The 26,886-nt window shown below is 40.5% G+C and carries 29 protein-coding genes and 2 tRNA genes; 12 read left to right on the top strand and 19 right to left on the bottom strand.

Annotation, left to right across the window (positions count from 1 at the left end; translation table 11 throughout):
- Window positions 1–213 (bottom strand): hypothetical protein (locus tag PL9631_RS26160; RefSeq protein ID WP_197046366.1); only part of this gene is annotated, 213 nt, incomplete at its 3' end.
- A gap of 136 nt (window positions 214–349) precedes the next feature.
- Between PL9631_RS26160 and crtR the strand changes: the two genes are divergently transcribed.
- Both crtR and lepB read left to right on the top strand, forming a co-directional pair.
- On the top strand, window positions 350–1,246 hold the full coding sequence (gene crtR / locus PL9631_RS13285; RefSeq protein WP_083621020.1) for a beta-carotene hydroxylase: 897 nt from the start codon (window positions 350–352) through the stop codon (window positions 1,244–1,246).
- Between the two features lie 114 nt (window positions 1,247–1,360).
- A complete protein-coding gene (gene lepB, locus PL9631_RS13280; RefSeq protein WP_083621019.1) occupies window positions 1,361–1,945 on the top strand; it encodes a signal peptidase I in 585 nt (194 codons plus the stop codon).
- A gap of 73 nt (window positions 1,946–2,018) precedes the next feature.
- Here lepB and cysS read toward each other — a convergent pair whose 3' ends face one another.
- The 6 genes from cysS to PL9631_RS13250 all read right to left on the bottom strand — a co-directional run bounded on the left by cysS (window position 2,019) and on the right by PL9631_RS13250 (window position 7,281).
- Window positions 2,019–3,461, bottom strand: coding sequence for a cysteine--tRNA ligase (gene cysS, locus PL9631_RS13275; RefSeq protein ID WP_083621017.1), 1,443 nt, complete (start codon window positions 3,459–3,461; stop codon window positions 2,019–2,021).
- 190 nt (window positions 3,462–3,651) lie between these two features.
- Entirely contained in the window at window positions 3,652–3,990 is a 339-nt protein-coding gene (hisI, locus tag PL9631_RS13270; protein WP_083621015.1) for a phosphoribosyl-AMP cyclohydrolase, read from the bottom strand.
- Between the two features lie 31 nt (window positions 3,991–4,021).
- The gene (locus PL9631_RS13265; RefSeq protein WP_083621014.1) at window positions 4,022–4,471 is read right to left on the bottom strand and encodes a SufE family protein; all 450 of its coding nucleotides are present in this window, start codon (window positions 4,469–4,471) and stop codon (window positions 4,022–4,024) included.
- 100 nt (window positions 4,472–4,571) lie between these two features.
- On the bottom strand, window positions 4,572–6,089 hold the full coding sequence (gene trpE, locus PL9631_RS13260) for an anthranilate synthase component I (RefSeq protein WP_083621012.1): 1,518 nt from the start codon (window positions 6,087–6,089) through the stop codon (window positions 4,572–4,574).
- A 99-nt stretch (window positions 6,090–6,188) separates the two neighbouring features.
- Complete coding sequence (gene psaD, locus PL9631_RS13255; RefSeq protein ID WP_083621010.1) at window positions 6,189–6,617, bottom strand: photosystem I reaction center subunit II PsaD; 429 nt, start codon at window positions 6,615–6,617, stop codon at window positions 6,189–6,191.
- 181 nt (window positions 6,618–6,798) lie between these two features.
- Complete coding sequence (locus tag PL9631_RS13250) at window positions 6,799–7,281, bottom strand: CRR6 family NdhI maturation factor (protein WP_083621009.1); 483 nt, start codon at window positions 7,279–7,281, stop codon at window positions 6,799–6,801.
- 164 nt (window positions 7,282–7,445) lie between these two features.
- Here PL9631_RS13250 and PL9631_RS13245 point away from each other — a divergent pair, with 164 nt between their 5' ends.
- Window positions 7,446–7,895: a Fur family transcriptional regulator gene (locus PL9631_RS13245; RefSeq protein ID WP_083621007.1), complete on the top strand. Its 450-nt coding sequence runs from the start codon at window positions 7,446–7,448 to the stop codon at window positions 7,893–7,895.
- A 72-nt stretch (window positions 7,896–7,967) separates the two neighbouring features.
- Here the strand turns inward: PL9631_RS13245 and PL9631_RS13240 are convergent, their stop codons facing one another.
- The 3 genes from PL9631_RS13240 to PL9631_RS13230 all read right to left on the bottom strand — a co-directional run bounded on the left by PL9631_RS13240 (window position 7,968) and on the right by PL9631_RS13230 (window position 12,908).
- Entirely contained in the window at window positions 7,968–9,530 is a 1,563-nt protein-coding gene (locus PL9631_RS13240) for a hypothetical protein (protein ID WP_083621005.1), read from the bottom strand.
- Entirely contained in the window at window positions 9,514–9,897 is a 384-nt protein-coding gene (locus PL9631_RS13235) for a hypothetical protein (protein ID WP_083621003.1), read from the bottom strand. Before PL9631_RS13235 ends, PL9631_RS13240 begins: the two co-directional genes overlap by 17 nt.
- A gap of 89 nt (window positions 9,898–9,986) precedes the next feature.
- Window positions 9,987–12,908, bottom strand: a complete 2,922-nt coding sequence (locus PL9631_RS13230; protein WP_083621001.1) for a CHAT domain-containing protein — start codon at window positions 12,906–12,908, stop codon at window positions 9,987–9,989.
- Window positions 12,909–13,324: 416 nt separating this feature from the next.
- Here PL9631_RS13230 and PL9631_RS13225 point away from each other — a divergent pair, with 416 nt between their 5' ends.
- Together PL9631_RS13225 and PL9631_RS13220 are read left to right on the top strand one after the other, a co-directional pair.
- Window positions 13,325–13,558, top strand: a complete 234-nt coding sequence (locus PL9631_RS13225; RefSeq protein WP_083620999.1) for a hypothetical protein — start codon at window positions 13,325–13,327, stop codon at window positions 13,556–13,558.
- A gap of 5 nt (window positions 13,559–13,563) precedes the next feature.
- A complete protein-coding gene (locus PL9631_RS13220) occupies window positions 13,564–13,812 on the top strand; it encodes a Txe/YoeB family addiction module toxin (RefSeq protein ID WP_269321701.1) in 249 nt (82 codons plus the stop codon).
- Between the two features lies 1 nt (window position 13,813).
- On the opposite strand, the gene PL9631_RS13215 is transcribed toward PL9631_RS13220, so the two are convergent.
- A complete protein-coding gene (locus PL9631_RS13215) occupies window positions 13,814–14,095 on the bottom strand; it encodes a hypothetical protein (RefSeq protein WP_083620995.1) in 282 nt (93 codons plus the stop codon).
- Between the two features lie 157 nt (window positions 14,096–14,252).
- Between PL9631_RS13215 and PL9631_RS13210 the strand changes: the two genes are divergently transcribed.
- On the top strand, window positions 14,253–14,549 hold the full coding sequence (locus tag PL9631_RS13210) for a DUF4926 domain-containing protein (protein WP_083620993.1): 297 nt from the start codon (window positions 14,253–14,255) through the stop codon (window positions 14,547–14,549).
- Here PL9631_RS13210 and PL9631_RS27035 read toward each other — a convergent pair.
- Window positions 14,539–14,664 (bottom strand): hypothetical protein, encoded by a 126-nt coding sequence (locus tag PL9631_RS27035; RefSeq protein ID WP_269321700.1) that lies wholly within the window; start codon window positions 14,662–14,664, stop codon window positions 14,539–14,541. The genes PL9631_RS13210 and PL9631_RS27035 overlap by 11 nt on opposite strands.
- 118 nt (window positions 14,665–14,782) lie before the next feature.
- Between PL9631_RS27035 and PL9631_RS13205 the strand changes: the two genes are divergently transcribed.
- Window positions 14,783–16,711, top strand: coding sequence for a cation:proton antiporter (locus PL9631_RS13205; RefSeq protein ID WP_083620992.1), 1,929 nt, complete (start codon window positions 14,783–14,785; stop codon window positions 16,709–16,711).
- A 28-nt stretch (window positions 16,712–16,739) separates the two neighbouring features.
- On the opposite strand, the gene PL9631_RS13200 is transcribed toward PL9631_RS13205, so the two are convergent.
- Together PL9631_RS13200 and PL9631_RS13195 are read right to left on the bottom strand one after the other, a co-directional pair.
- Window positions 16,740–18,167 (bottom strand): hemolysin family protein, encoded by a 1,428-nt coding sequence (locus tag PL9631_RS13200; RefSeq protein ID WP_083620991.1) that lies wholly within the window; start codon window positions 18,165–18,167, stop codon window positions 16,740–16,742.
- Between the two features lie 26 nt (window positions 18,168–18,193).
- Window positions 18,194–18,892: a hypothetical protein gene (locus tag PL9631_RS13195; RefSeq protein ID WP_083620987.1), complete on the bottom strand. Its 699-nt coding sequence runs from the start codon at window positions 18,890–18,892 to the stop codon at window positions 18,194–18,196.
- Window positions 18,893–19,040: 148 nt separating this feature from the next.
- On the opposite strand from PL9631_RS13195, the gene PL9631_RS13190 reads away from it, so the two are divergent.
- From PL9631_RS13190 to PL9631_RS13170, 5 genes are all read left to right on the top strand, one after another.
- Window positions 19,041–19,113, top strand: a tRNA-Met gene (locus tag PL9631_RS13190).
- Window positions 19,114–19,243: 130 nt separating this feature from the next.
- Entirely contained in the window at window positions 19,244–21,286 is a 2,043-nt protein-coding gene (locus PL9631_RS13185) for a type I restriction-modification system subunit M (RefSeq protein WP_083621204.1), read from the top strand.
- Window positions 21,283–22,188: a restriction endonuclease subunit S gene (locus tag PL9631_RS13180; RefSeq protein WP_083620985.1), complete on the top strand. Its 906-nt coding sequence runs from the start codon at window positions 21,283–21,285 to the stop codon at window positions 22,186–22,188. The genes PL9631_RS13185 and PL9631_RS13180 overlap by 4 nt, the downstream gene beginning before the upstream one ends.
- 2 nt (window positions 22,189–22,190) lie before the next feature.
- Entirely contained in the window at window positions 22,191–23,441 is a 1,251-nt protein-coding gene (locus PL9631_RS13175) for an AAA family ATPase (protein ID WP_083620983.1), read from the top strand.
- On the top strand, window positions 23,416–24,132 hold the full coding sequence (locus tag PL9631_RS13170) for a retron system putative HNH endonuclease (protein ID WP_083620981.1): 717 nt from the start codon (window positions 23,416–23,418) through the stop codon (window positions 24,130–24,132). The genes PL9631_RS13175 and PL9631_RS13170 overlap by 26 nt, the downstream gene beginning before the upstream one ends.
- Before the next feature lie 147 nt (window positions 24,133–24,279).
- Here the strand turns inward: PL9631_RS13170 and PL9631_RS13165 are convergent.
- From PL9631_RS13165 to PL9631_RS13145, 5 genes are all read right to left on the bottom strand, one after another.
- Window positions 24,280–24,353 (bottom strand) — tRNA-Pro (locus tag PL9631_RS13165).
- 49 nt (window positions 24,354–24,402) lie between these two features.
- Complete coding sequence (locus PL9631_RS13160; RefSeq protein ID WP_083620979.1) at window positions 24,403–24,768, bottom strand: DUF1818 family protein; 366 nt, start codon at window positions 24,766–24,768, stop codon at window positions 24,403–24,405.
- A 10-nt stretch (window positions 24,769–24,778) separates the two neighbouring features.
- Entirely contained in the window at window positions 24,779–25,393 is a 615-nt protein-coding gene (locus PL9631_RS13155; RefSeq protein WP_083620977.1) for a hypothetical protein, read from the bottom strand.
- 104 nt (window positions 25,394–25,497) lie between these two features.
- Window positions 25,498–25,734, bottom strand: a complete 237-nt coding sequence (locus PL9631_RS13150) for a DNA-directed RNA polymerase subunit omega (protein ID WP_083620975.1) — start codon at window positions 25,732–25,734, stop codon at window positions 25,498–25,500.
- 107 nt (window positions 25,735–25,841) lie between these two features.
- Window positions 25,842–26,735, bottom strand: coding sequence for a LysM peptidoglycan-binding domain-containing M23 family metallopeptidase (locus PL9631_RS13145; RefSeq protein ID WP_083620973.1), 894 nt, complete (start codon window positions 26,733–26,735; stop codon window positions 25,842–25,844).
- Window positions 26,736–26,886 lie beyond the last annotated feature (151 nt).

The raw sequence follows: 26,886 nt of genomic DNA, 5'->3' as shown, positions 1-26,886 counted from the left end.
TGGGGGTTGGGTGGTATTGGTAGGGGGAACCGGAATCGGTTGGGGCGGTTGGGGTTGGGTTGTGTTGCGCGGGAGTTGCAGCAGGTCGGTCAAACTGGGTAAAGACGGCCACCGAGATTGAGCATTAGCCCGGGTCGCCGAACCCAGAATTGATAGGGTCATGGATAAACCCACAAGCCCAATTAAGGATGTACGCAGTAGTAAGCTAGACATAAATATTTTCTCCTGGGGATAAAATTGTGGTATTTTAGGCAATTACGTTCGGGTTTAGTGATTTTATAAATCTTTACAATTTGTTACTTTTCTCATAAAATACTCAGGTGTGAAACTTCAAGGAGTGCAAACTGTAATGTCGGAGGCAAGTAAGCCACTGACAGTCCCCAAGGAATACCTCACCGCAGAAGGTGGTTTTAACACCACACTACTGATGTTTTTCGGTGCGGTAGTAATGGTGATCTGTTCCACGTTGGGATACTGGCTTTGGGGTTGGCCAGACTGGTGTTGTTTTTTAATTAATGTTTTGGCGCTGCACCTTTCAGGGACAGTGATTCATGACGCATCCCATAATTCTGCCCACAAAAACCGCATTCTGAATTCGGTATTAGGACATGGTAGTGCTTTAATGCTGGGGTTTGCTTTTCCGGTATTTACGCGGGTGCATATCCAACATCATTGCCACGTTAATGATCCAGACAACGATCCCGATCATTTTGTTTCCACAGGTGGCCCCTTGTGGTTGATTGCGGCGCGTTTTTTCTACCACGAAGTGTTTTTTTTCAAGCGCCGACTCTGGAAAAAATATGAGCTTTTGGAATGGTTTTTAAGCCGTTTGTTTGTGGTAACTATTGTTGCTATCTCTATTCATTATGACTTCCTTGGCTATATTCTAAACTTCTGGTTTTGTCCGGCGTTAGTGGTGGGAATAGCCTTGGGTTTATTCTTCGATTATTTACCCCATCGTCCGTTTCAAGAACGCGGTCGCTGGAAAAATGCTAGGGTGTATCCGGGTTCGGTTTTAAACCTGTTAATTTTGGGGCAAAATTACCATCTAATTCATCATTTGTGGCCGTCTATTCCTTGGTATTATTACAAGCCCACCTATGAATTTATGAAGCCCTTGTTAGATGAGAAAGGTTCCCCCCAAACCTTGGGAATATTGGAGGGAAAAAAAGACTTTTGGGGTTTTCTCTATGATGTCTTTTTGGGAATTCGTTTGCATCATCGTAAATCCTCCCATGAGAATTAACAATTTATCCCTTAAATTCCCAGGGTTAATGATTGAGAATTAAGAATCATAGCTTAATTGCGATTCTTAATTCTCAATTTATTTTTATAGATAATAATATTAGGGAAAAAAACAATGAAATCCGAAGAAAAACAAGCAATTCAAAAGCCCCAACCTGCAATTCCTGAGAAAAGTCTCTGGAATCAAATCCGAGAGAATATTGTAATTTTAGCGATCGCGCTGGGGTTATCATTATTAATTAGAACTTTTGTGGCTGAACCTCGGTTTATTCCTTCAGATTCGATGTTCCCGACTTTAGAAATTGGCGATCGCTTAGTCATAGAAAAGGTATCCTATTATTTAGATTCTCCCCAATCCGGTGATATTATTGTTTTTACTCCTCCCTCCCAATTACAAGAGATTGGCTATGGAGCAGATCAAGCCTTTATTAAGCGAATTATTGGTAAACCTGGGCAAACAATTGAAGTTAAAAACGGTCGGGTTTATATTGACAATGAACCCCAATTTGAACGGTATATTGCTGAAGAACCCCATTATCAATTACCTCCGGTAAAAGTCCCCGAAAATTCCTATTTTGTTATGGGAGATAATCGCAATGATAGTAATGATTCCCACGTTTGGGGTTTTCTTCCTCAAGAAAATATTATTGGTCGCGCTGTTTTTCGTTTTTGGCCGATTGAACGATTTGGCGGGGTTTAGACTAGGATTAGGGTAAATATTTACCCGTGGGCGCATGGGTAAATATTTGGGGAGTGTGGGAGCATCAAGTTAGCTAACGATGCCAAATGGTTTGATTTCCAGGTTGATCAATTAAGGTAATTCCTAACTCTTTCAATTGATCTCGAATGCGATCGCCCTCAGCAAAATTTTTCGCTTTTTTCGCCTCTGACCGTTGCTGCACTAATATTTCAATTTCACTATCACTTAACCCTAACTCCTGACTTTCCTCTGGTTGTGCTTCTAACCCGAAAACCGTGGCTAATTCTATTAGGGTTTGCCAAGTTTTCTGTAGGTGTTCGGTCGGGGTATTAATATCACCACCATGAATTAATATATTGCGATCGCGTCTTAATTCCTTAGCTAATTCAAACAAAATTACTAAGCCTTCCGGGGTATTAAAATCATCATCCATCGCCTCTTTAAACCGAGCAATAGCATCCATATCGGTTAAGGCTTTTTCCTCTGGTTTAAAGCCTAATTGAGCGCCGTATTCACCGCCAAATAATAAACCCTCTTTTAACGTATTCCATCCATTTTCAGCCGAAGCGATCGCCTCATCCGTAAAATCTAAAGGTTTGCGATAATGGGCTTGTAAAATGAATAAACGAATCACCATCGCATCCAAAGGACTATCTAATAAACCGCGAATTGTGGTAAAATTCCCTAAAGATTTAGACATCTTTTCACCACTAACTCTGACCATACCATTGTGCATCCAATAATTGGCTAAAGGTTGATGAGTCGCGCCTTCAGATTGAGCAATTTCATTTTCATGGTGGGGGAAAACCAAATCCCCGCCGCCGCCGTGAATATCAATGGTATTTCCTAATAGCGATTGCACCATAGCAGAACACTCAATATGCCATCCAGGGCGACCTTTTCCCCAAGGTGAATCCCAGGCAGGTTCCCCTAGTTTTGCGGCTTTCCAGAGGGCAAAATCCGAGGGATCTTTCTTCTTAATTAGATCGGGATCAGATGCAGAAATTCGACCACTCGCACCCGCTTGTAATTGTTCCTGTTGACGGCCGGATAATTTGCCATAATCGGCAAAATCTTTTACACTATAATAAACATCTCCATCCACGGCATAAGCAATTCCTTGATCTACTAATTCTTGGATTAATTCAATAATTTGGGGAAGATGTTCCGTCACCCGGGGATAGGCATTTGCATCCCTAATATTCAAGCGTCGGATATCTTCAAAATACGCTTGAATATATTTATTAGAAACCTCATCCATGGTTGTGCCTTCCAATTTAGCACGGTTGAGAATCTTATCATCAATATCGGTAAAATTCTGAATATAATTAACGGTATAGCCACTATATTCTAAATAGCGTCTAACTATATCCCAAGCAATATAGGATCTCGCATGACCTAAATGGCAATAATCATAAACCGTCACCCCGCAGCAATACATTTTTACCTTCCCTGCTTCTAAGGGTTGAAAATCTTCTTTTTGGCGAGTTTGAGTATGATAGATTTTGATAACCATGTTTTTTTATAATAGGGAATAGGGAATTACGAATTACGAATTACGAATTACGAATTACGAATTACGAATGGGGAATAGAAAGAAAATTGGAGCTATATTAACTCCTACAAACGTGCTTATCTCGGTCTAAAAGTTATGAGTTTATCTCTAAACTGATAACTGATAATAGTTAATAGTTAATAGTTAACAATCAACATTTAACTTCCTGAAAAAAACAACTTCTCGCCCCGGTATGACAAGCGATATCGCCAATTTGTTCTATTTTTAATAATAGAGTATCAGCATCACAATCATAATATAATGATTTAAGTTTTTGAATATGTCCTGATGTGGCTCCTTTGTGCCATAATTCAGAACGAGAACGACTCCAATAATGAACTTCTTTAGTTTCTAAGGTTTTTTGAATAGATTCTTTATTCATCCAAGCCATCATTAAAATTGTACCATCTTTTGCATCTTGAGCGATCGCGGGAATTAACCCTTGGTCATTAAATTTTAATGCTTCTATCCACAAATAATCTTGATTCATAGTCAGTTAATATTTTAAGTTAATTAATCCCTTAAACTTCAAGATCAAGATTAGGGTCACAGTTTTGAGCCTTTTTCTTGAAGGTTTGAAAAATATTATAAAAACCGTTAGCGCGAGACGGGGTTAAACTCGCTTGTAACCCAGTTTCTTGAATAAAATCGGGGTTAAGTCCAATAACTTCTGTCGGAGTCATTCCATTCATTCCCATAATTAAAAAAGCAACTAATCCCTTAGTTAATTGAGAATCAGATTCTCCCTGAAACTGAACTTTTCCCTGTTCATCTAAGTTGGCAATCACATAAACCTGTGACACACAACCGGGAACTTTATTATCAGGAATTTTCTGATCTTCTGGAAAGGTCGGAAGTTTTTGGGCGATAGTAATTAATTGTTCATAACGCAATTTATTAGAAGAAGCACGTTTAAAGCGCTGTACAATCCGTTCTAAAGTTGGGGGTAAGGGAGTTGTGGTGGAAGACATAATCCAAAACCATAAAATTTCTACCTAAGTTTAGCAGGTGTTGGTTAGTGGTTGGTGACTGACTTTCGGTGCGGCCATCGTAGCGCACGCACCCTAGGATTTAAGGTTTTAAACACCGAATGGCTTCTAATAACCCCCTGGCTTTATTTAGGGTTTCCTCATATTCTTTTTGAGGTTGGGAGTCAGCAACTACCCCCGCACCCGCTTGCACACTAACTTGATGTTGGTCTTGACCCTGGTTTTGAACAATCATGGTGCGGATAGTAATAGCAGTATTGAGTTGTCCTTCAAAATCATAGTAACCATAAACCCCGGAATAGGGGCCACGACGACAACCTTCTAATTCATGGATAATTTCCATCGCCCGAATTTTTGGCGCGCCGCTCACAGTCCCGGCGGGAAAACAAGCTTTTAAAAGATCCCAGGCGGTTTTATTTTCTGCTAATTCTCCAATCACATTACTAACAATGTGCATCACATGGGAATAGCGTTCAATTACCATTAATTCATCAACTTTAACTGTTCCCATCCGACAAACTCGGCCTAAATCATTGCGCCCCAAATCCACTAACATAATATGTTCCGCTACTTCTTTTGGGTCTTTTAATAAATCTTCCCCTAACGCTTGATCTTCTTGGGGAGTTTGACCTCGGCGACGAGTACCCGCAATGGGACGGACGGTGGTGATCAATTTTCCTTCGGGGTTTTTGTCCGCTTTCACCATAACTTCTGGACTAGATCCGATTAATTGCCAGTTTCCAAAGTTAAAATAAGCCATATAAGGAGATGGATTAATTAACCTTAAAGAACGATAAAGGGAAAAGGGATCGCCGGAATATTCGGCCGTTAATCTTTGGGATAAAACTACTTGAAAGATATCCCCGGCTTTAATATATTGTTTGCCTTTTTCTACATTGGTGCAAAATTGCTCCTGGGAAACGTTACTAATATAGGTTAATGGAGGTTGTTGATCGGGGGGAGTCCATTCTAAAAGGGTATTTTCTGGGGATAATGGGGATTGTAATTTAGCAACTAATTGTTTAACCCGATCACAAGCTTGTTGATAGGCTGTTTCTAAATCGGTATGGCGAGTATCGGCATAGGCGATCGCCCAAATTTTACGTTTAACCTGATCAAAGATTAATAAATTATCAACCTGCATCCATAACCCATCGGGTAAATCATCCGAACTTGGGGAATGTACAGGGACACGGGACTCGATCCACTGAATTAATTCATAACCCCAAAACCCAAATAGTCCCCCAATTCCGGCGGGTAACTGGGGCAATTTTACCGGATGATAGGGTTGTAAACAGTCTTGTAGGGCTTGGAAGGGATCGCCCGTAAATTCTTGAATTGTTCCATCTCGCCATTTTTGTACCGTGTGCTCGCCATGAGCTTCTAAAATCCAAACCGGATCACACCCCAAAAAACTATAACGCCCGATGGTTTCTCCGCCTTCGACCGATTCCAAGAGAAAATTATAGGGTTGATTGGCACAAACCCGATACCAAGCCGAAACCGGAGTATCTAAATCAGCCACCCATTCTTGATAGACCGGAATAAAATTTCCTGTGGAAGCCAGTTGAGCAAATTGGGAGAAATCTGGAAAAATCATAGCGGCGAACAGTAAAAAACAAAGGATGAAGGTCAGAATAAACTATCCTCCATCCTAATATGTTTAGGGCATTGCCCTAGTTAATTGCACCTGATCGGTCTAAACGTCAGAGGTGGTTTTTGCGGTAAATTTGACTTTAACCGGGTCAACATTGCTACCAATATTGTGAGCAACGGTATTCAACGCTTGACGTCCTTCGTTGACTTTTTCAGGGAAAACGCCATCTTTGGGATGCAGGTATTCGGTTTCGCCGTTGGGGAAAACCCGATAGATTTTATAGTTGTCCATTTTGGGTTTGAATTTAGACCGCAGTTGCGCCCCTAAAGCGAGACACTGTTCTTTGCGGGCTAAATACAAAAGGTTGTCCCCTTGGTTCATAATAGCTGCGCCACCCGTGGGCATTTCAAACACCTGTTCTTTGCTGCTAGTCCAGGTGATTGCATATTTTTCTTCAACTAGCGCTTTTGTTAATAAGCCACCAGTGCTGCCACCAAACTTTGGTGGTGTTCCAGTCAGTGCTTCTGCCATAGGAATATCACTCAAATTATGTTTTTAGGGCATCCTAACACTGATGTTGCCCTTGTCTATAGCAGTCGTAAAGAACCGTTACAGAAATTAGCGATCGCTAATTCAAGAAACCGGGTTTCTGAACCGAAAATCTGGGCTTGATCCCATAAATAAACTTCAGAAACCCGGTTTCTCCCGACTATCACTTTTGGGTATAGGTTTCAAAGAAGGTATCCTCAAGGTCATAGCCTAGCATTTGGGCTAGGGCCATAAGCCGGGATTTGCTGGGAAGGTTGTTTTGGGTTAGCCAGTGGTCGAGGATAAAGATCTTTTGCATTAAAAAGATTTCTAGGGCTTCTGGGTTATATTGAATGCCATCGGTACGATGGAATTGATGGGGGACGAGCATCGCCACATAACGGGCTAATTCCCCAGATTTCCAGTCCAGAAAAAAAGGTAGCCAAGGATATTGGACATCTAGGCGAATAAACCATAGGCGAATTTCAGGAACTTCTGAAATTTCTCTGGGGTCTTCTGGGTCACGGGAATAGTCGATCTCGAAGCAAATCTGCTGTTCATAAGCTGTAATATCGTTATTTTTAGATAGGGAATCGATCACCGTTTGCACAGGAGACAGATCTAAACGATTTACTTGCTCAGAATTCAGCTTGATTATAATTGCCATTCAATGTCAACCTTTGTTGAAGTAGATTTTAGATTAATTTGAGATTTGGTAGGGTTAACCTAATTTCGTTAAAATTCCTAAGATACAATAGAAAGTATAGGGTGAGGAGGGGATCGGTTATCCGAAAACCCTTGAAATTTGATCAATAAACTGAGGCGAGAATAGTGAAACAAATTCGTTCTTTAGAAGATGCAATCAATTATTGTCAAGTTCGAGGAATGCGGCTGAGTCGTCAGCGCCGTTTAGTTTTGGAATTGCTTTGGCAAGTTCAAGAACATTTATCAGCCCGGGACATTTATGATCGATTAAATCAACAGGGTAAAGCTATTGGTCATACATCGGTTTATCAAAATTTAGAAGCCCTATCCCGGGAAAATGTGATTGAGTGTGTGGAACGTTCCGACGGCCGTTTATATGGACATATTAGTGATTCCCATTCCCATGTTAATTGTTTAGATACCGATAAAATTTTAGATATTCATATCGAATTACCTCCAGAATTATTAGCCCAAGTTGAACAACAAACGGGCGTTAAAATTACAGATTATCAAATTAATTTTTACGGTTATTCTGTTAATCCTATTAATATTAACAAACCCATCTCCCACCTGTAGGGTGTGTAAGCAACGCTCACGCACCAAAACTTGATCAGAATTCAGAAACCGGGTTTCTTGGGGTTGGGTTTTTTATTCTTCGTGGGGTGCGTTCGCTTCGCTTATGCACTCTGCTGTTGGTGGTGGTTCTTGTAATGAGATTGTTTCCGTTTTTTTTGTAATTTGCCAAGTAATAAAACCCCAAGTAATAAAACCCGCGATAAAAGCTATTCCAACACTTAATAAAAATGCTAGAATAAAAGGAGGAACGGATAGAGATTTTTCCAGATAGGGTAGGGGTAGGGGTTTTTCAATGTATGCTGAGGTAATCGATGAAGCAATACCTCCGGCGGCTAAACCAACGCCTAACGTTGAAATAGTACGCTCTAAAGATTTATCGCGGTCTTTTTCGCCTTCTTCACTCTGACGGAGTATGTCTGCTTTTTCTTGATCAATTTTAGCTTGTTCAATTTCAACTAATCCTCTAATACTAGATATCGCCTGATCTAATAAATTTGAGGCGGGTTTTAAATAGTTTAAATCCGCTTGAATTTGGGTAGGTAAAGTCTGACATTCTCGATTTAAAAAGCGGACAAAAAATTCTAAATCATCTTCGGTTTCTTGTTGGAGACGCTTCAAAATGCGCTGATAATTTCCGACATTAATATTAACTGTATTCAGAGCATATTCTAGGTTTCTTAATTTTAAGGTATATTTAGGCGCGATTTTAATTAGGGTGATCAGTTGTTTTTTCAAACCTTCTAAATCTAATTCAGACGTTTCTGCTTGTGTGTCAAGTGTGATTATTTTTCTTAATTCTGCTTCAATAATGTTGCGAGTTAGCTCATCAGCTTCTTGATAAGCTTGACGACTAAATTGAAACGTATAGGCTATTTTATGATAATAGAGAAATAATTCGGGTAAATTCCAGTAAATTGACTTAATTTTTTCTGGGGTAGCTTCGGTTAGATAAAATACAATTAAAATTCGATTCAGATTTGTTTTAGGGTTTCCATATTCAACAATATAACTCCCTAACAGTTTTCCCTCTTGATAAAAAGTATCACAATAATCCCCAAATAAATTATACCGTAATTGCTCGGCGATCGCTCTTAAATTTTGATCATCCCTTGGGGTATTTTCGGGTAAAAACGCCGTTACTAATAAGGTTTGTCCTAAAAAATCCCTTTCGGGATCTTTTAAGATTAAACTTTTGGGGTGAAACTGTTCAATTTCAGCTAACTTAACTTGATCATATCCCGAATCTTGAGATCGAAAAATATGCAATAATAAAGAATAGGTATCGGATATTTTTTGGGGATATAATAGCAGACTATATAACGATTTGGGTTTCTGGGGATTGGAGTTTTTTTCTAAACCTGATTTAAAGTAAAAATTCCGATCCGGGCGTTGCGTTTCTAATAAATCTAGGGTTTCTGCTGGAGTTGATTTCAAAGCATCTTCAGACCGTAATTGAGGATTAAGATCTCCGTCTTGAAATTGGGGTTTAAACTGGTCTAATATGGGTTGATACTGCTCTTTAACAACCGTAACTGGATTTTCAACAGGTTGTAAATCTGCTGTTAAACCAGATTTGAGTTTAAAAGCAAATAAATAGAGATTTAAAGCGTAAATATAATCAATTTTGGGGGCCATTATCTTCGTTGGGGTTGGGGCGATCGCTAGACTCATTTTCTCGACTATTTTTATCAATCGCAGTTATAATTCTATTGGTCACAATCTCGACTTCTAAGGTAGGATCAGGTCGGGGAACTTCTCCTTCTTCAATCGTATCACGTCGGACTTTTTGCCAATCGGTATTTTTGAAAAATTGATCAATTTCTGGATATTTTTCACACCATTTCAGAATTGCTAAAGCGATTTTATTCGATTCTTGGGGAAGGGTTTTGAGTTCGTTTTGGAGTTGTTTTAATCCGGTTTTAACTTCATCGGATAATAGCTGAGAATTAAGATTATCTAAGAAGGTTAAAAAATCGTAAACAGTTTGATCAGATTCATTCATAATATCCTCCGTTTTTTTTGACTAACCTTAATCCCAGGGTGTGGCTATCAAAGCACAATCCCCAACATTATATCACAATCATAGAGATATTATAAACCAATAATAGCGAAAGGTGCCCAATGGAGGGGCTGATTAAAGGGATGTTTAGGATAACTTCGACGTAGACGGACTTCGCAATTATCCACGAAATCTTCATCTAATTTTAGATCGTTGCGTAACCAAGTTAAAAAGTCATCACGGGAAACCTTTCTAAACCAATCTTGCGCCGCCTGTAACGCTAGGACATTAGAATTATTTTCTTTCGGTAAATTCTGATAAAACCGAATCATTAAAAACGCCGTAGCAAAATCATCGACACACCACAAACTACTAATCACACTCAGACTTCCCGCATATAAAAATGCCATTGGTAAACCAATATATTCATCTAACATCTGACTCGCATCAATTAAACTGGTTTCACAAGCAGATAATCCCACTAATCGACAGAAAGGTAATTCTAATTTAGCAAAAATTTCTCCTAATGTCAGTCCTTGGGTAACGGTATCAAACCTTCTGCCATCTCGCAACATCACAAACCGATTTTTATTGTTTGTTTCCGGGTTTAATCTTGTTTCTCCTGCTATTTCCGGCGCTAAAATTAATGCCGAATACAGGGGATTTTTAGCATTAAAACTACCGTGACAGGAAAAGTGCAAATATTCGCTCTGGGCGAGTTTTGCTAGGGTTTCGGGATGGAATAACTTGGCTTTGGTGGCTTGCTGACCTTCCAGAATTAAGGTATTAGGATCAAAGGGTTGTTTGATTTGTTCAACTTCGACTTGGGTATAACGTAAATCTTGGGTGGGGTTTTGGATACCAAACCAAGGGGAAGTTTCCGACGCCGCCGGACGTTGGCGCTGTTTTAATTGTCGCAATAGTAGACAACTGGGAACATAACTCACCCCTTCAGGAAAAAGGTCGAGCAAATATTGTTTGGAGTTGTCATTATTTCGCTTTGCTTCTAAAGCGTGTAAGGGGAATAGATGCAGGAAACGATGGGGAATTAAAATTAGGGTTTGGCATTGGGGCGGAATTTTATCGAGAATATCATCAAGGCGTAATATCTCCCCTAACTTTTGCAGACGTCCGGCGAGATTTTCTGTCCAACTGGGTTGGCGATAGTCCTGTAAATATTCTTGTTTCCAGGCGTCGAGGGTTTGCCATTCGGTGGGGGTAAATTCCTCAACTTGCAAGCTATTGTGACTAATAATAAAGGTTTGAAAACCCGACGTTTCCTGAGTCCCAATATGCCATTCTAAAATAACGGTTTGTTGATCAAGAAGGGTTTGAATTTCCGCTACTGTGATCGGTTGTACTTTTTGGGTGAGCAGGAATTCTGGTTCGTCAATTTCTGTTAGGAGTTCGTTAAGTTGTTGTTGCAGGTTTTGGCGTTGGGTGTTGAGATTACTGCCTAAATCCCCCAGGGCTGTTTTATTGTCGGTGGAAACCTGTGTGACCTCTCCCCCGGCCCCTCTCCTACGAGGAGAGGGGAGTGGATTAGATCCAGAAACCTCTTGCTCCCCATTCCCTCGCAGGGAAGGGGGTTGGGGGGTTAGGTCATCTCCACTGCTACGATCAATAATTTCTCCTTCCCACAATTGCGATAACACCAACAGTTGACGCCGCAAACCTCGAAAGCGCTGGAGTTGTTCATCGGTGGCGGTTTTGGGTTCGAGGGTAATATCGGTGATCATCTGTACCAGAGAGCGGGACTTACTGCGTTCGATGGTGGTCAGGGCTAAGTCCTCCCGTCCGGCCTTCAGACAAGCTTGCACCATGCTTTCATAAACATCCAAGGCATCCACCAACACCTGCTGACGACGACGGGGAGAACTCACCCACTCACACAGTTGTTCAACCGCTTCAATGGCCGCACCATAGCCCTGAATCGCAGTTTCCCATTGTTCGGTGTTATATCCTAAATAGCCTAAAATGCGTCCAGTCATCAAACAATCTAACGGAAACGCCTGGGGTTGAAAAACTTCTAAAGCATTGTGATAACAAGCGATCGCATTTTCAAGATTCTCGGCTTTTTCCCCTTGGATGCGACGACCGTAGGCACCACCGAGATTCATTTGTGTCATCGCCCATTGTTGGGGAAAAGCCTTGCGGGTATAAACAGACAATGCCTCGGTGTAACAAGCGATCGCATTTTCAATATTCTCGGCTTTTTCCCCTTGGATGCGAGTGCTGTAGGCATTACCGAGACCCATTTGTGTCATCGCCCATTCTTGGGGAAAAGCCTTGCGGGTTAAAACAGACAATGCCTCGGTGCAACAAGCGATCGCTTTTTCAATATTCTCGGCTGTTTCCCCTTGGATGCGACTCCAGTAGGCAGTACCGAGATTCATTTGTGTCATCGCCCATTGTTGGGGAAAATCCTTGCGGGTATAAACAGACAATGCCTCCTTGTAACAATCGATCGCATTTTCAAGATTCCGGGCTGTTTCCCCTTGGATGCGACGAACGTAGGCAGTACCGAGATTCATTTGTGTCATCGCCCATTGTTGGGGAAAATCCTTGCGGGTATAAACAGACGATGCCTGGTTGAAACAATCGATCGCATTTTCAAGATTCTGGGATGTTTCCCCTTGGATGCGATCCCAGTAGTTAATTCCTAAACTATTTTGAATCATTGCCCAGTTTTCGGCGTCACTTTCCCTTGTCCAAACCGTTAAGGCTAATTTTAAACAAGTAATCGCAATTTCTATATTCAGGGCGCGGTTGCCCAGAGGAAACCCGGAAATTATATAATTGAATGAATATAAATTTAATGCAATTTTATTGGATTGGTCGGGGTCGGCATCTTGCAGTTGTTCTGTTGCCCATTGTTGCAAGGTGAGAATAAATGTTTGATCTAATTGATCGCTATTTTCTTCGAGTAAGGGATAGACAGCTTTAGGATTTTTTTTATTTTTGGCAATTGCTTTTAGTATTTCGAGTAATAGTTGTAAGTAGGCGTCGTTCATGGTGAGGGAGGGTTGGGGTTGGGTCTGGCTGTTATTGAAGATTATAATAGATTTAAGTTTGGAAAGGAACCACAAAGACACGAAGACACAAAGGAAGGGAGAAGGATGATTAACCAACCCAGAAACCGGGTTTCTGCATAAACTTTGTTTTTAGTAAATAATTTCCCATAGAAACCCGGTTTCTCTATTTCCCACCCCAACCCAGAAACCGGGTTTCTGCATAAACTTTGTTTTTAGTAAATAATTTCCAATAGAAACCCGGTTTCTCTATCTCCCACCCCAACCCAGAAACCGGGTTTCTGCATAAACTTTGGTTTTTAGTAAATAATTTCCAATAGAAACCCGGTTTCTCTATCTCTCACCCCAACCTCAGTTGAATTGAGTATAATTAAAAAATCTCTCAAACATCAGATGTTATGAATACCCTTAAATACAAGACAACTATTAAAAACGGTAAACTCGATTTACCCTCCCTGGATTTGCCAGAAGGAACTGTTGTTGAGGCAATTTTATTAATTGGGAAATCAACCGAAACGGATGAAACAGATTATCTACTATCTACAGAAGCTAATCGCCACCATCTAAAAGAAGCTGTAGAATCACTTAAATATCCTGAGAACTATATTTATGTCGATCCCGCAAAATTATGAGAAAAGTGGCATTTATACCTCGAAGTTTTGATGAGTTTAACCAATGGGCGATGGAAGACAAAAAAATTTATACCAAAATTGTCACGCTGATTAAAGATATTCAACGTGATCCTTTTTCTGGTTTAGGGAAGCCAGAAGCATTGAAACACGATCTATCCGGGCTATGGTCACGACGAATTACCCAAGAACATCGCTTAGTTTATAACGTTACTGATGAAGAAATTGTGATTGTTTCCTGTAAATTTCACTACTAAGCTATTTTAAAGTTAGTAGTGCACCATCCCTTGGCACAACATCCAAATCTTCATCCGATAAATTACTAACAAAAGAACTAGCAATTTCTAACAAAAACGCACCCGTATCTTCTGCCGAATCTAAAGGGTCTTCTGTTAAATTGGAACTGGAAAGTGGTCGCTGATTTGTATTGAGTCGCCATTCTAAAAAGCTAACAAAATCTAAAACCTCTTGCAAAACAGGTTCAGATAAAGTTTCTAAATGCTCTAATTTGTCTAAAATAAGCTCTTTGATTGCGTTCATATCCTGAACCTTGTATCAACACATTTACATTTTAACTGAAATCATAGAACTCAGCAAACCGGGTTTCTGGGTTTCTCTCTCACAACTGATCAAGTATGCTACAAATGTTAATGTAGCCTATAAATTCCACTAAATTCTATTGAATAAATAACTGATTATGAACGAAATTCAAGAATACGATTTGGTTGCTCTAACCGAAGATGCGATCGCTACCCACAAAGTCACCCATCAGCAAATTCTACTCCGTCGAGGGCAAATGGGAACAGTTTTGATGTCTTTTGATCAAAAAGCATTTTTAATTGACTTTACAGATCAAGAAGGCAATACTTTTGCAATGGAAACTATCGAAACCGTTAAACTTTTACGCCTTATTAATGAACCTGAATTGGTAGGGTGTTCCATCACAGCGCCCGCACCAATATTAGAACACAATCACAGAGATATTATTCTCTGAATTTATTATTGGCGATCGCACCATCTTTTGAGCAATTTATATTAAAAATTTGATTAATCATAAACCCGGTTTTTTGGGGTTGGGGAAGCGATCGCTTTGATGATGGTTTGATCATTTAATTGGGTTGGGGATGGTGCGTGCGCTTCGATTACGCACCCTACTGGGACAGAGGGTATAGTGGAACAGAATACAACTCTTTTCAATTCAGTGGGTAGTCTGCAACAATAGCGCCTATGGAAACATCATCTTTTCAGATCACCCTGTTAATTGTCATTACCGTCATGGCAGGGATTTCGGCCCAAGTCTTGGCAGACTACCTGAAAGTTCCTGCCATCGTGTTTCTGCTATTATTCGGAATTCTGGCGGGGAATGATGGCTTGAGTTTGGTACAGCCCAATCTTTTAGGAAGTGGTTTAGAAGTCATTGTCTCCCTGTCGGTAGCCTTAATTCTGTTTGAGGGGGGATTAAGTTTAGACCTGCGGGCGCTGGGTCAAGTCTCTGGGAGTGTTCGCAATTTAGTCACCTTTGGCACTTTAATCACCCTGATGGGGGCCGGAATAGCCGCCCATTGGTTGGGGGAATTTCCTTGGCCCATCGCCTTTCTCTACGCGGCTTTGGTGGTGGTTACAGGCCCAACGGTGATCGGCCCATTGCTGAAACAGGTTTCCGTAGACCGTCAAGTTTCCGCCCTATTAGAAGGTGAAGGGGTTTTAATTGACCCCGTAGGAGCAATTTTAGCGGTTTTAGTCCTCAACGTTGTCCTGAATGGCAATACTGGCCCCCTAGAAATTATGGGACAATTGCTATTGCGTTTAAGTATTGGCGCAGGAATTGGCTTAATTGGGGGTGGAATTTTGGGATGGTTATTAAAAACTGCCCAATTTATGTCGGAAGAATTAAAGAATTTAGTTGTATTAGCGGCTTTGTGGGGATTATTTGATACGGCTGAATTGCTAATGAGTGAATCGGGGTTAATGACAACGGTAGTTACGGGAATGATAGTGCGTTATGTCGGTGTTCCTGATATGCGTCAGTTACTCCGATTTAAAGGTCAGTTAACTATGTTGGCGGTGTCGGTTTTATTTATTTTATTAGCGGCGGATTTATCATTAGATAGTATTGTAGCTTTGGGGTGGGGAAGTGTATTAACGGTTTTAGCTTTAATGTGGGTTGTGCGTCCGATTAATATTTGGCTTTGTACTTTAAATAGTAACCTAAATTGGCGACAAAAATTATTTGCTTCTTGGATTTCACCGAGGGGAATTGTTTCGGCTTCGGTTGCTTCTTTATTTGCGATTTTACTCACCCAACGGGGAATTAACGGGGGAGACTCAATTAAGGCTTTAGTCTTCTTAACTATTATTATGACGGTGGTAATTCAAGGATTAACTGCCCGATGGATGGCGGAAAAATTAGGAGTCACTTCCCAATCCGTAACCGGGGCGGTGATTGTGGGTTCAAATCCTTTGAGTCGATTAATTGGTAGATTGTTCCAAGAACGGGATGAGTTAGTGGTGATGATTGATACTGATTCTGAAGCCTGCGAAACAGCGAGAGAGCAAGGGTTACGGGTTTATCAAAGTAGTGCTTTAGATCATAATGTTTTGGAGGAAGCGGGATTAGAATTAATGGGAACATTCCTAGCGATGACTACTAATGGGGAAGTTAATCTGGTACTAGCTGAACGTGCAGATGCCGAATTTAAACCGCCCCGGGTATTAGCTTTGTTTCCTCGGGAACCTCAAACTACAATAACTGTTAATCGGGAGAAAGTTCAACAGGCTTTTATTCCAGATGTTTCTTTAAAAGAGTGGAATACCTACCTGGAAGACAAGGAAGTAAAATTAGGTGAAACAGTATTACGTCAACCCGGGTTAGAATTTCAAATAGCCCATCTACAGGCGTTAATTCGCTCTGGGGAATTAATTCCTTTGTTAATAGAAAGGGATGGCAATTTCCAAGTTTTAGCCGCTTCAGAATCTTGGCAAGTCGGAGATCAGATTATTTATCTGCTTCATGATCCTAAACCAACTTTACTCAAGCTTTTATCCGGTTCTCAAAAATCAAATTTAACCCTAGAAAAACATCCCGCCGTTGAAGAAGTTCCTCTATCAGTGCTCAGTTATCAGATAACTGATACAGATGCGCCATCCCACGTCTAACCACTGATAACTGGTAACTGATAACTAATTATTCGGAACTTTCAGAAACTTCAGGAACATCCTGGGATTCCTCATCCTCAATTTCTATGGAATTGATGGTTTCTGGGAGATTTTCTAGGGTTTCGGGTTCAATTGTCCTAATTTCAATTTGATCTAAACGAGGGCCATCTGTTGATAAAACGGTGAAATTAAAAGTTTGATAATTTAAGGTTTCTCCCACCACAGGAATTTTTTGGAATTGATAGATTAAAAAACCTCCTAGGGTTTGATATTCTTCGGTTAAAGGTAGGTTTAAATCTAAACGTTCATTCAGTTCTTCTAAGTCTAATTGAGCTTGAACTAAAAAAGTGTGATCGTCAACAAATTGAATGGTATCATCTTCGGATTCTGTCGAATTAAAATGATCCCCAATAATTTCAGCAATCACATCTTGCATGGTAACTAATCCGGCTGTTCCTCCAAATTCATCAACCACAATCACTAATTGTAATTGCGATCGCTGCATTAAAGATAATACCTCATTTAAGGGCATTTGTGCAGAAATAAATCGCGCTGGACGTACCCAAGGTTTAATTAAACTACTCTGAGAGAGTAACCGATCTGCTAGGGGTTTAGCTAAATCTCTAAAGTCAATTGTTCCTAAAATATCATCTAAGGATTCTCCCATAATCGGATAACGAGAGTGTTCGGAATTTGTCATTTCATCCAACAATATTTGGAAGGTAGCGTTATTAGGAATAGCGACAATACTGGTACGGGGAACCATGATTTCTTCCGCGATCACATCCCCAAATTCAAACACATTATTGAGTAATTCTCGTTCTTCCGCTTCTAAACCGATGGATTCACTGGAGGTAGTAATCATTAATTGCAATTCTTCCGAGGTGACTCGGGTATAGGGATGACCCGTAAACTGAATTCCACATAATTGCAATAACCAACGGGTCGATTCATTTAAACTCCAAACAAAGGGTTTAAAAAAACGGGCGATCGCTAAACTAGGAGGAGCTAAAAACCGAGATAATTGTTCGGGATAGACTAATGCTAGGGATTTAGGATATAATTCTCCTAGGACAATTTGCAAATAAGCAATTAGGAAAAATGCAAAAATTGGAACTACTAAGGAATGAGAAATCGCATTCTGGAAAGAAACAGGTAGGGGTAAAGGAGTGAGAATTTCCTTTAAAGTCATCGCTACGGTTGCTTCTCCAATCCAACCCAATGCTAGACTAGAAAGGGTAATTCCTAACTGAGTTGTAGACAGAAATAAATCAATTCGTCGTTGCAGTTGTTGAACGCTCTGCGCGGCAGTATCTCCTTCATCCACTAATTGATTAATCCGCGATCGCCGTACCGAAACCATAGAGAATTCGGCCGTCACAAAAAAGGCATTAATCGTAATTAAAAATAGCACTGAGAACAATCGCCACAGCACATCTTGAGTCGTGAGTGTCATGATTACCTTTGCACAAATCCAGATGTCTATTGCGCCACAGGAATTCCTGACATCTGCAATTGCATTTTTTGGTCAGGATAATCAGTTAAACTCATGGTTAATTCCTTGGAATTTTCGACTAATGCCGTCGGAATTGTAACCGTTCCCTGATATATTTTGCCACTAGGAGGCAATTGACCGGGTAATTCTTCCACACTGGCGCTTAAAGCACGACCCTTATCATCGGTAACATTTAAAAAACTATAGAGAAACCGAACAGATTCTTGGCCTTCATTTTTCAGGTTGACGTTTAAAACCAAAGAATTCCCTTGACGAGTTGCTTCTACAACTTCTAAGCTCACCCCCCCATCTTTGCTAACAATGGGAAACACTGATTTATTATTGGCTGCTGGGGTGGCGGCGGTTTCGGTTTTCGGTTTCTGGGTTTGGGCCGAGGCAGCCTTATTGGGTGTTTTAGCCGAAGCACTGGCATTTGTGGTGACATCCCCTTCCATGCGCTTCTTAACCGTTGCTAGGATATCTTTTTCTTTGAGCAACAGTACCCCGTCATGGCGGTTTCCATTTTTATTTTTATTGGCTAAGTTGTTTGGACGCACATCCGGTTGGGTAATTTCTTTGAGCGCCGAGCGACCCAGAGCATAGCCCCAAACGGAACTTGTAAAGCCCGCACCAAACATCATGGTTAGTAAAACGACAGTCAGAACAACAGTTGAATTTAGTCCCATCTCAAGATTTAGATATGATTTAACTCGCCATTTTAACGGCTAATACCGACTGATATGGTATCACCTATAGAGCTTACTCGGAATTTATCTGGGATTAGCGATCGCTATTAACAATTTTGTCGGTGAATATGGTATTGTACTATTGGAAGCGCCCTTGGCCGATTGGGGAGGCAGCGAACTCATAATTCGCCTTCAGACTGGTTCGATTCCAGTAGGGCGCACTTCTTCTGAAAATTAACGGATTATTGGTCATCCCAAACAGATTCTTATCGTTTATAGATATGTTTCGATTGAGCCATATCAGGAGTCAACAAATGTAGGATATTTAAAATGATCAGCGAGGTTAGAGTGATGATACAAGATAAAAAATCAACAGTAGATCATCACCAACTTTCTAATTTTATCTGGCAAATTGCCGATCTGTTGCGTGGCCCCTATCGGCCTCCGCAATACGAGCGGGTCATGCTGCCAATGACAGTGTTGCGTCGCTTTGACTGTGTACTTGCACCCAGTAAAGAGGAAGTTTTAGCTAAATATAAGCAATATCAAGAGCGATTCAAAGATGATGCTCTCGACTCCATGCTGAATAAAGCCGCAGGACAACGCTTTCATAATCGTTCTGAACTGACATTTCAAAAGCTCAAAGGCGACCCAAATAATATTGATAAACATTTAGTTAGTTATATCAATGGGTTCTCAAAAAATGTACGGGATATTTTTGAACGCTTCGAGTTTGCAGCAGAAATTGAAAAGATGAATGAGGCAAACATCCTCTATCTAGTTGTCTCGAAGTTTTGTGATGTTGATTTACACCCCGATCAAGTAGATAACATTGCAATGGGGTCAGTTTTTGAAGACTTAATTCGTCGTTTCAATGAAGCTGCTAACGAAACCGCAGGGGATCACTTCACGCCACGAGAAGTCATCCGTCTAATGGTTGATATTGTGTTTGATCCTGATGATCATATTCTGACTAAATCTGTTATTTGCAAACTCCTTGACCCCACTTGTGGTACAGGTGGAATGTTAGCAGAAGCGCAAAATTATTTACGAGAAAATAATAAAGAAGCGCAACTCTGGGTTTTTGGTCAAGATTTTAATCCCCGTGCCTATGCGATCGCGGCTTCAGACTTATTAATGAAGGAAAATGAAAAAAGTTCTATTGAGTTTGGGAATTCCCTAATCGATGATAAATTCCCTAACGAAAAATTTGATTATTTTCTAGCTAACCCTCCCTTTGGTATGAACTGGAAGAAACAGCAAAACGAGATTAAACGAGAAAATGAAAAGCTAGGTTTTAGCGGACGTTTTGGGGCAGGTTTGCCAAGAGTTAATAATGGTTCGCTGTTATTTTTACAGCACATGATTCATAAATTTGAGATCTATAAACCTGAAAATAACAAAGATGGTTCTCGTCTCGCTATTGTATTTAATGGTTCACCTTTATTTACTGGAGGTGCGGGAAGTGGGGAAAGCGAAATTCGTAAATGGATTATCGAAAGTGATTGGTTAGAAGCGATTATTGCTCTACCGGAACAGATGTTTTATAACACAGGAATTGGCACTTATATTTGGATTGTCACTAACCGGAAACAGAAACAACGTCAAGGCAAAATTCAACTGATTGATGCTCGTCACCGTTGGCAACCGATGCGACGGAGTTTGGGAGATAAACGCCGTTTTATGGGTGAAGAAGATATCGCGATTGTAGTGCGTGAATATGGGGAGTTTGTCGAAACTGAAACCAGCAAGATTTTTGATAATGAGGATTTTGGTTATAACCGTGTTCCCATTGAACGACCTTTGCGTTTATTGTATCAAATGGATTTGGATCGCAAAAGTCGTTTTCTCGATGCAGTTCCCCATTTATTAGATGATGTTCAAGCCATTGATAGAGAATTAGGGCGCGAACCTCGTCCTGATTGGAATGAATTTTATCGGTTAATGCAAGATTTATTAAAACGGCGGAGTAGTCGCTGGAAAAAGGCTGAACGAAAGCTATTTAGAGATGTATTTACAAAACTAGAATCACAGGCAAAACCTGTTATTTTGGAAGAACGTAAGGTAACAGGTGAACCTAACTCCCGTGTGTGGGGATGGTTTCCTGTTCCTGACAACAATATAGAATTGATGTACGAGGCAGACTCGAAGTTACGAAATTTTGAAAATGTTAATTTACAAGATGAAGTTATCCGTTATTTTCTGGAAGAAGTTGAACCCTATGTAGGTGATGCTTGGGTAAATGGTAAAAATATTAGAAGGGGTTATGAAATTAATTTTAATCCCTATTTTTCAAACTTCACCTCCCCTCATCGTCAGTTAGCAGAAATTAATGAAGATATTAAACAGATAGGAGAAAAGATTATTAAGTTATTGCGGGAGGTGACAGCATGACTGGGCAACCAGCAAAACATAAATATAATGCCTATGGCACTGATGGTAATGCTACAGAAGTTTTTAGTCGTTCACTATCTGATCAAAAACTAATTGCTGATTACCTCAATAAAGAAACAGCAAAAATAGATGAACTAATTCAAGCAAAAAAACGATTATTAGAATTATTAGATGAACAACGCTTTACCCTAATTAATCAGGCTATAACTCGTGGATTAAATCCTGATATTCCTATGCGGGATTCTGGCACTAAGTGGATAGGGAAAATTCCTAAACATTGGGACTTTTTAAGATTAAGATGGTGCATTTTAACTCTTCAACAAGGTTGGAGTCCAAAAGCAGATGAAAAAGAACCAGAAGAGCAAGAATGGGCTGTTTTAAGACTGAATGCTGTTCAGAGGGGAGAGTTTGATGAGTCAAAAGCTAAGACTATACCTGTGTCTCTGAAAATTCCAACTGCATTGGAAATTCATCCAGGTGATTTTTTAATAACACGAGCTAATACACCCAAATTAGTAGGAAATGCCTGTTATGTTCAGAAAATAAGACCTCGACTTATTTTTAGTGACTTAATATATCGTTTGAGGTTAGATCAATCAAAGCTGGATGGTCAATTCCTTAGTTTTTTTTTCCAAACTGATATCAGCCGATACCAAATTGAGGCAGATGCCAGAGGATCAATCCCATCTATGGTTAAAATTTCTAAAGGTCATATTCTTAATTGGCTATTGCTGCTCCCCCCCCTGAAGGAGCAAAAGTCTATTGTTGATTACATTGAAACTAAGCTCTCTCAAATTAAAGCCCTAAAAACTGCAACAGAAGATACAATTAAATTTTTAAAAGAGCGTCGCTCGGGACTTATTACAGCAGCACTCAATGGAGAACTTGAAATAAAGGAGTAATCATGGAAATTCATCGCCTTACACTGACTACTTTTAGAGGTTTTAAACAGGCAGAATTTGAGTTTGAACCTGGAATGAATCTACTCGTCGGTATCAATGGTGTGGGTAAATCCACTGTACTTGATGCTTTGCGTATTACATTCTCAAGAATTCTACCTGAATTTACTGCTTGTGAGGAAAAACACCTTAATTTTAATGCTGATGATATTAGGATTGGATTTGACAGATTAGCAGTTGAAGTGCATTTTCAGGCTTCAGGAATACCTTTTCAATGTAACGTCAGCAGAGGAAAAAGCCATGATGTTAAAATTAAACCAAATAGTTCAATAATTTTAGAATCCATAAAAAAGGCTGGAAACCAACCCCTTGTAGTTTATTTTTCGACTAGACGTTCAATCCTTACGGAAAAAGCATTGAATCGAAATCGTAGTTTAGATAATCAATCTGCGGCTTTTGCTGATGCGTTAATTCCTAGAATGCTACGTCTTCAGGAGTTTACTGATTGGTGGTTAGTCCAAGAGGAACTTTTAGACGAAAAGTCTGATTTAGCACAACGGCATCTTAATGCCTTAAATGATGCGGTTAGACGTTTTTTTGATTGGTTTACCGATTTGCGTGTTTTGCATACATCAGCAGAGTCAAAAAAAACAACCTTACTACTTGAAAAAGATGGGGTAACATTAAATATCAATCAACTTTCAGACGGTGAGCGAGGTATTTTAGCCCTAATACTTGACTTGGTACAACGACTTTTACAAGCAAACCCTGATCTCGAAGACCCTCTACAGGACGGGAAAGCTCTTGTGTTAATTGATGAATTAGACTTACACTTGCATCCTAGCTGGCAACGTATGGTTGTCCAAAAGCTTACAGAGATCTTTCCAAACTGCCAATTTATTGCAACCACTCATTCACCACAAATTATTGGAGAAGTGCAGCCCACTGGTTTAATTTTACTTAAAAAAGAAAACGATCAAGTTGTTGCTATTCAAGAAGGTTTGCAAGCCTTTGGTTTAGATTCGAGTTGGATTCTTAAACATTTAATGGAAACTGAACCCCGCAACCTCAGAGTTCAAGATCAAATCAATTCTATAGAAGATTCACTCGAAGAAGGCGATCTTGAGTTAGCAAGAAATCAACTAGACACTTTAAAGCGTATGATCTATGGAAGAGACGATGAAGTGTTCCGTTTGGAAGCCAGCATTAATAACCTAGAGGCATTAGCAGATGAAGTGGATTCAGAAGAAGAATGAGCCTAATGAGTTAAAGCAATGGCGTTCTCGTTATTCCAATGATATTAACTTTGGCTACAATTTGATGCGTAAAGACCATAATGTTGTTGAAGTAGTGACTCGTTCTTTACTAGAAGAACAAGGCTGGTTATGTGCATACACAGGTTTGAGTATTGATGAACAAAAATGTCATATCGAACATCTCAAACCTCAAACACACTGTACTGCTGGTGAAACAGTTTTATATAGCAATATTGTAGCTTGTTATCCTGAACCCAACAGAAAGTATAAACTTCCTTATGGTGCTCATAAAAAAGATTATTGGCCTGTTCCTAATGAACAACATTTATTTGTTTCTCCTTTAGATCCAAGCTGTGAATCTCGCTTTATCTTTAACTTACGAGGTCAAATTAAAAGTCAGGCTGGAGATCGGGCAGCAGAAATGACAATTACAAAACTCGGTCTTGATTATAGTGAGCTTGAAGATAAACGCAAAGCAGCAATTCAAGGAACTCTTGGGAAAGAAAATAATCTTCCGCTTACGGATGCGCGGAGACGGCTTAGAAATTTAAAGAATCAACAAGGAGACAAATTAGATGAATTTTGTTTTGTTTTGATTCAATCTTTAGAAAAACATATTTCAAGGCTTGAGGCGATTGCTAAATCTAAAGAACAAAATAAGGCAAAACAATCAAAAGGAAAAAATAAATGATGATAGCAAGCCATATTGAAACTGCTTTTGAGCAAGTGATAAGCAGCTTAAAGCCCTAAAGGGCTTACTACAAAAATTCACTCATGAGAAAGATTGAACTTCTTATGAGTGAACTTTTGACTATTCAATATAGTTACCAACTTAGAATCGGAGCGACAGGATTTGAACCTGCGACCCCTACCACCCCAAGGTAGTGCGCTACCAAGCTGCGCTACGCCCCGACACAATTAACTAAGGTAGCATAGGAAACAGAAACTTGTCAAGGCTATTTCAAAAGATTTTTAAGGTTTTTGTTGCTTGCACCAATTCCGCTACCACTTCAACCGGCCAACTGCCTTCGGCCCGACGTCCGGTATTCAAAATCAATTGCACCGTATAAGCGTTAGCATAGCCTTCTACCTGCATCCACAGGCGGTCGCTTTCGGCTTCACAGGCTATTTTTTCTTCATCCATCAACTCAACAGCCATTTGGCTCATGGTATCGGCTAGTTCACCCAACAACCGACAAAAATCATCAAACTCCGCCTGTGTGAGTTCCACCGCCCAGGTATCACCCCCGACTAACCCTTGAAATTCCGGGGCTTGGGGGTTCCAACCCAAACGCCATCCGCTTCCACTTTTTAGAATTCTTTCCATATTCCCCAGATTATTTTAAACCTTGGGCATCCCCCGACTCAGGGGAATTACCGGAGGGGGTTGGGGGTTTAGGGGTGGGTGCAGAGGGAATCGGGTCAGTATTAACCGGATTAGGATTAAATAAACCCGCCAGCGTATTAACTAACGCATCCCGTTGGTCTCGGTTTAACTGTTGAATAGCTTTTTGATCTCCGACTAACGGATTTTCTTTTAATACTTCCTGACCTGGATAAGCTAACACTAACATCGGTTCATTGACGCCGAGATAATCGGCTAAGGTAAGTTTCCAATCAAAACGATATTTAGTCGGTCGAGCTTTCACATAAATATGATAACGAATTAACCGACCAATCAAGGTATTATCTTCGGCAACTTTTCCGGTTTCCTGGGAAAGATATTGATTTTCCCGAGGCAAATTTGGTAACTTTTCATAGACCTTTTTCCACACATCCGAAACTCTGACTCGTCCCGATGGGGATGCGATTTCGGGCGTGGGAGTTTGGGCGAGTCCGGGAATATCCAGACCCTCGATAAACCCACCTAAAACAATAAATAGAGTAATCGTAACGGCGAGTAATAGAAAACTTAAACCAACGGATTTTTGGGGATTTCGAGATTTAAACATAAACCTATAATTAGGAAGGAGTGGAGTCTTTACTACTTCGGTGATTGTATGTATAGCCGATTCACCGAAAGTGTGAAAGACTCCCGACAATGCAACTCACCGATCTAACGATCCGCGATAATTTGCGGTTGGTTTAGTTCATCGGACATTTCAATAATTGCGCGTAAAACAGGTTTAATCGTGTTTTCATCCCCATTATCAAAGTCTTCATACCGACACCGTTTAGCTCGATTGGCGACTTGTACTGTAATCCGATAGCGATTAGAGGCAGCACTGACAAGATCGGCAGCCCGGCGGGTAATTTCCGTTGAGTCTATTTGTTGATAGGGACGCTTGTACATGAAGTTTATGATTTCCTAATCCTAGAGTTGTGTCTCTATCTTATCAAAACTCTAGGGAGTAGGGAATGGCCCCTAAATCAGCGGTGAAAGCTCCCAGTCCCTGATCCTTATCGTTTGACTTGAACATAAGGATTGGGATCTTCTGCAATCCATCCTAAATCAGAGTTATAACGAATTTCAAAATGAAGATGGGGTTGATCCGTATCCGGTTGTCCGGTTGTCCCCACGGTGCCTAATATATCCCCTAACTTTACCGATTGACCCAATTTCACCCCAATACTGTCCAAATGGGCATAACGGGTTTGTTTGCCTGACCCATGATTAACTACAACTAATTTTCCGTACCCCTCCCGCTCTCCGGCGAAGGCAATTTTTCCCACCCCAACCGATAAAACCGGAGTGCCCACCGTCGCTGTTAAGTCTAAACCACTGTGAAATATTACCCGACCTGAGACCGGATGCAGTTGCCAACCATAACCCATTTGCATGGTTGTGGGTTGCCCTAACGGATAACCCGGTAACACTAAGACCGCCACGGTCGGGGGCCCTTTGGGTGACCAATTCACACCGGGTAAAAATAGGGCCGTTGGTTGAGTTTGACAACCATTCATTTCAAAAACCACGTCAGGACGGGCATTATAGGCCCTGACCACTTCCTGCCAACTCCGACCCGGGGGAATATCTACCCGAATCCCATTATGGGGGGGGATCAAAATCTCCTGTCCGATGGGAATCGGCCCCCGTTGTAAAATCTGATTCATCCCCAGTAGGGTTGCCGGAATCAGGTTATACTGGCGGGCAATACTTTCGAGGGTGTCTCCAGGGGCAATCCGATGAGGTTTTAAACGGGATAATACCGGGGTTGGACAAACTTCTTGAGCTTCTGGGTTAAAGGATTCATTAGCCTCTACAGAATCTATCCAGACCCTAGGACTTGCTAATATCCCGATTAAACTTGCCATCGACCCCAATAATAATATTCCTAAACGTTCAAACCGCATAATCAATAATTAATCCAATTTAATTTGAAACAAACGGATTCCCCTGTCAGTTAGCTTAATCGGTAATTTGCAGTTATCATTGAAGGGTGAAGTCTTGATTCGATTTCTTCCACTGATAACTGGTAATTGATAACTGATAACTGATTATTGA

It is taken from the genome of Planktothrix paucivesiculata PCC 9631 (genome assembly GCF_900009265.2).
Lineage (GTDB): Bacteria > Cyanobacteriota > Cyanobacteriia > Cyanobacteriales > Microcoleaceae > Planktothrix > Planktothrix paucivesiculata.
This window is presented reverse-complemented; position numbering and strand designations above follow the sequence as displayed.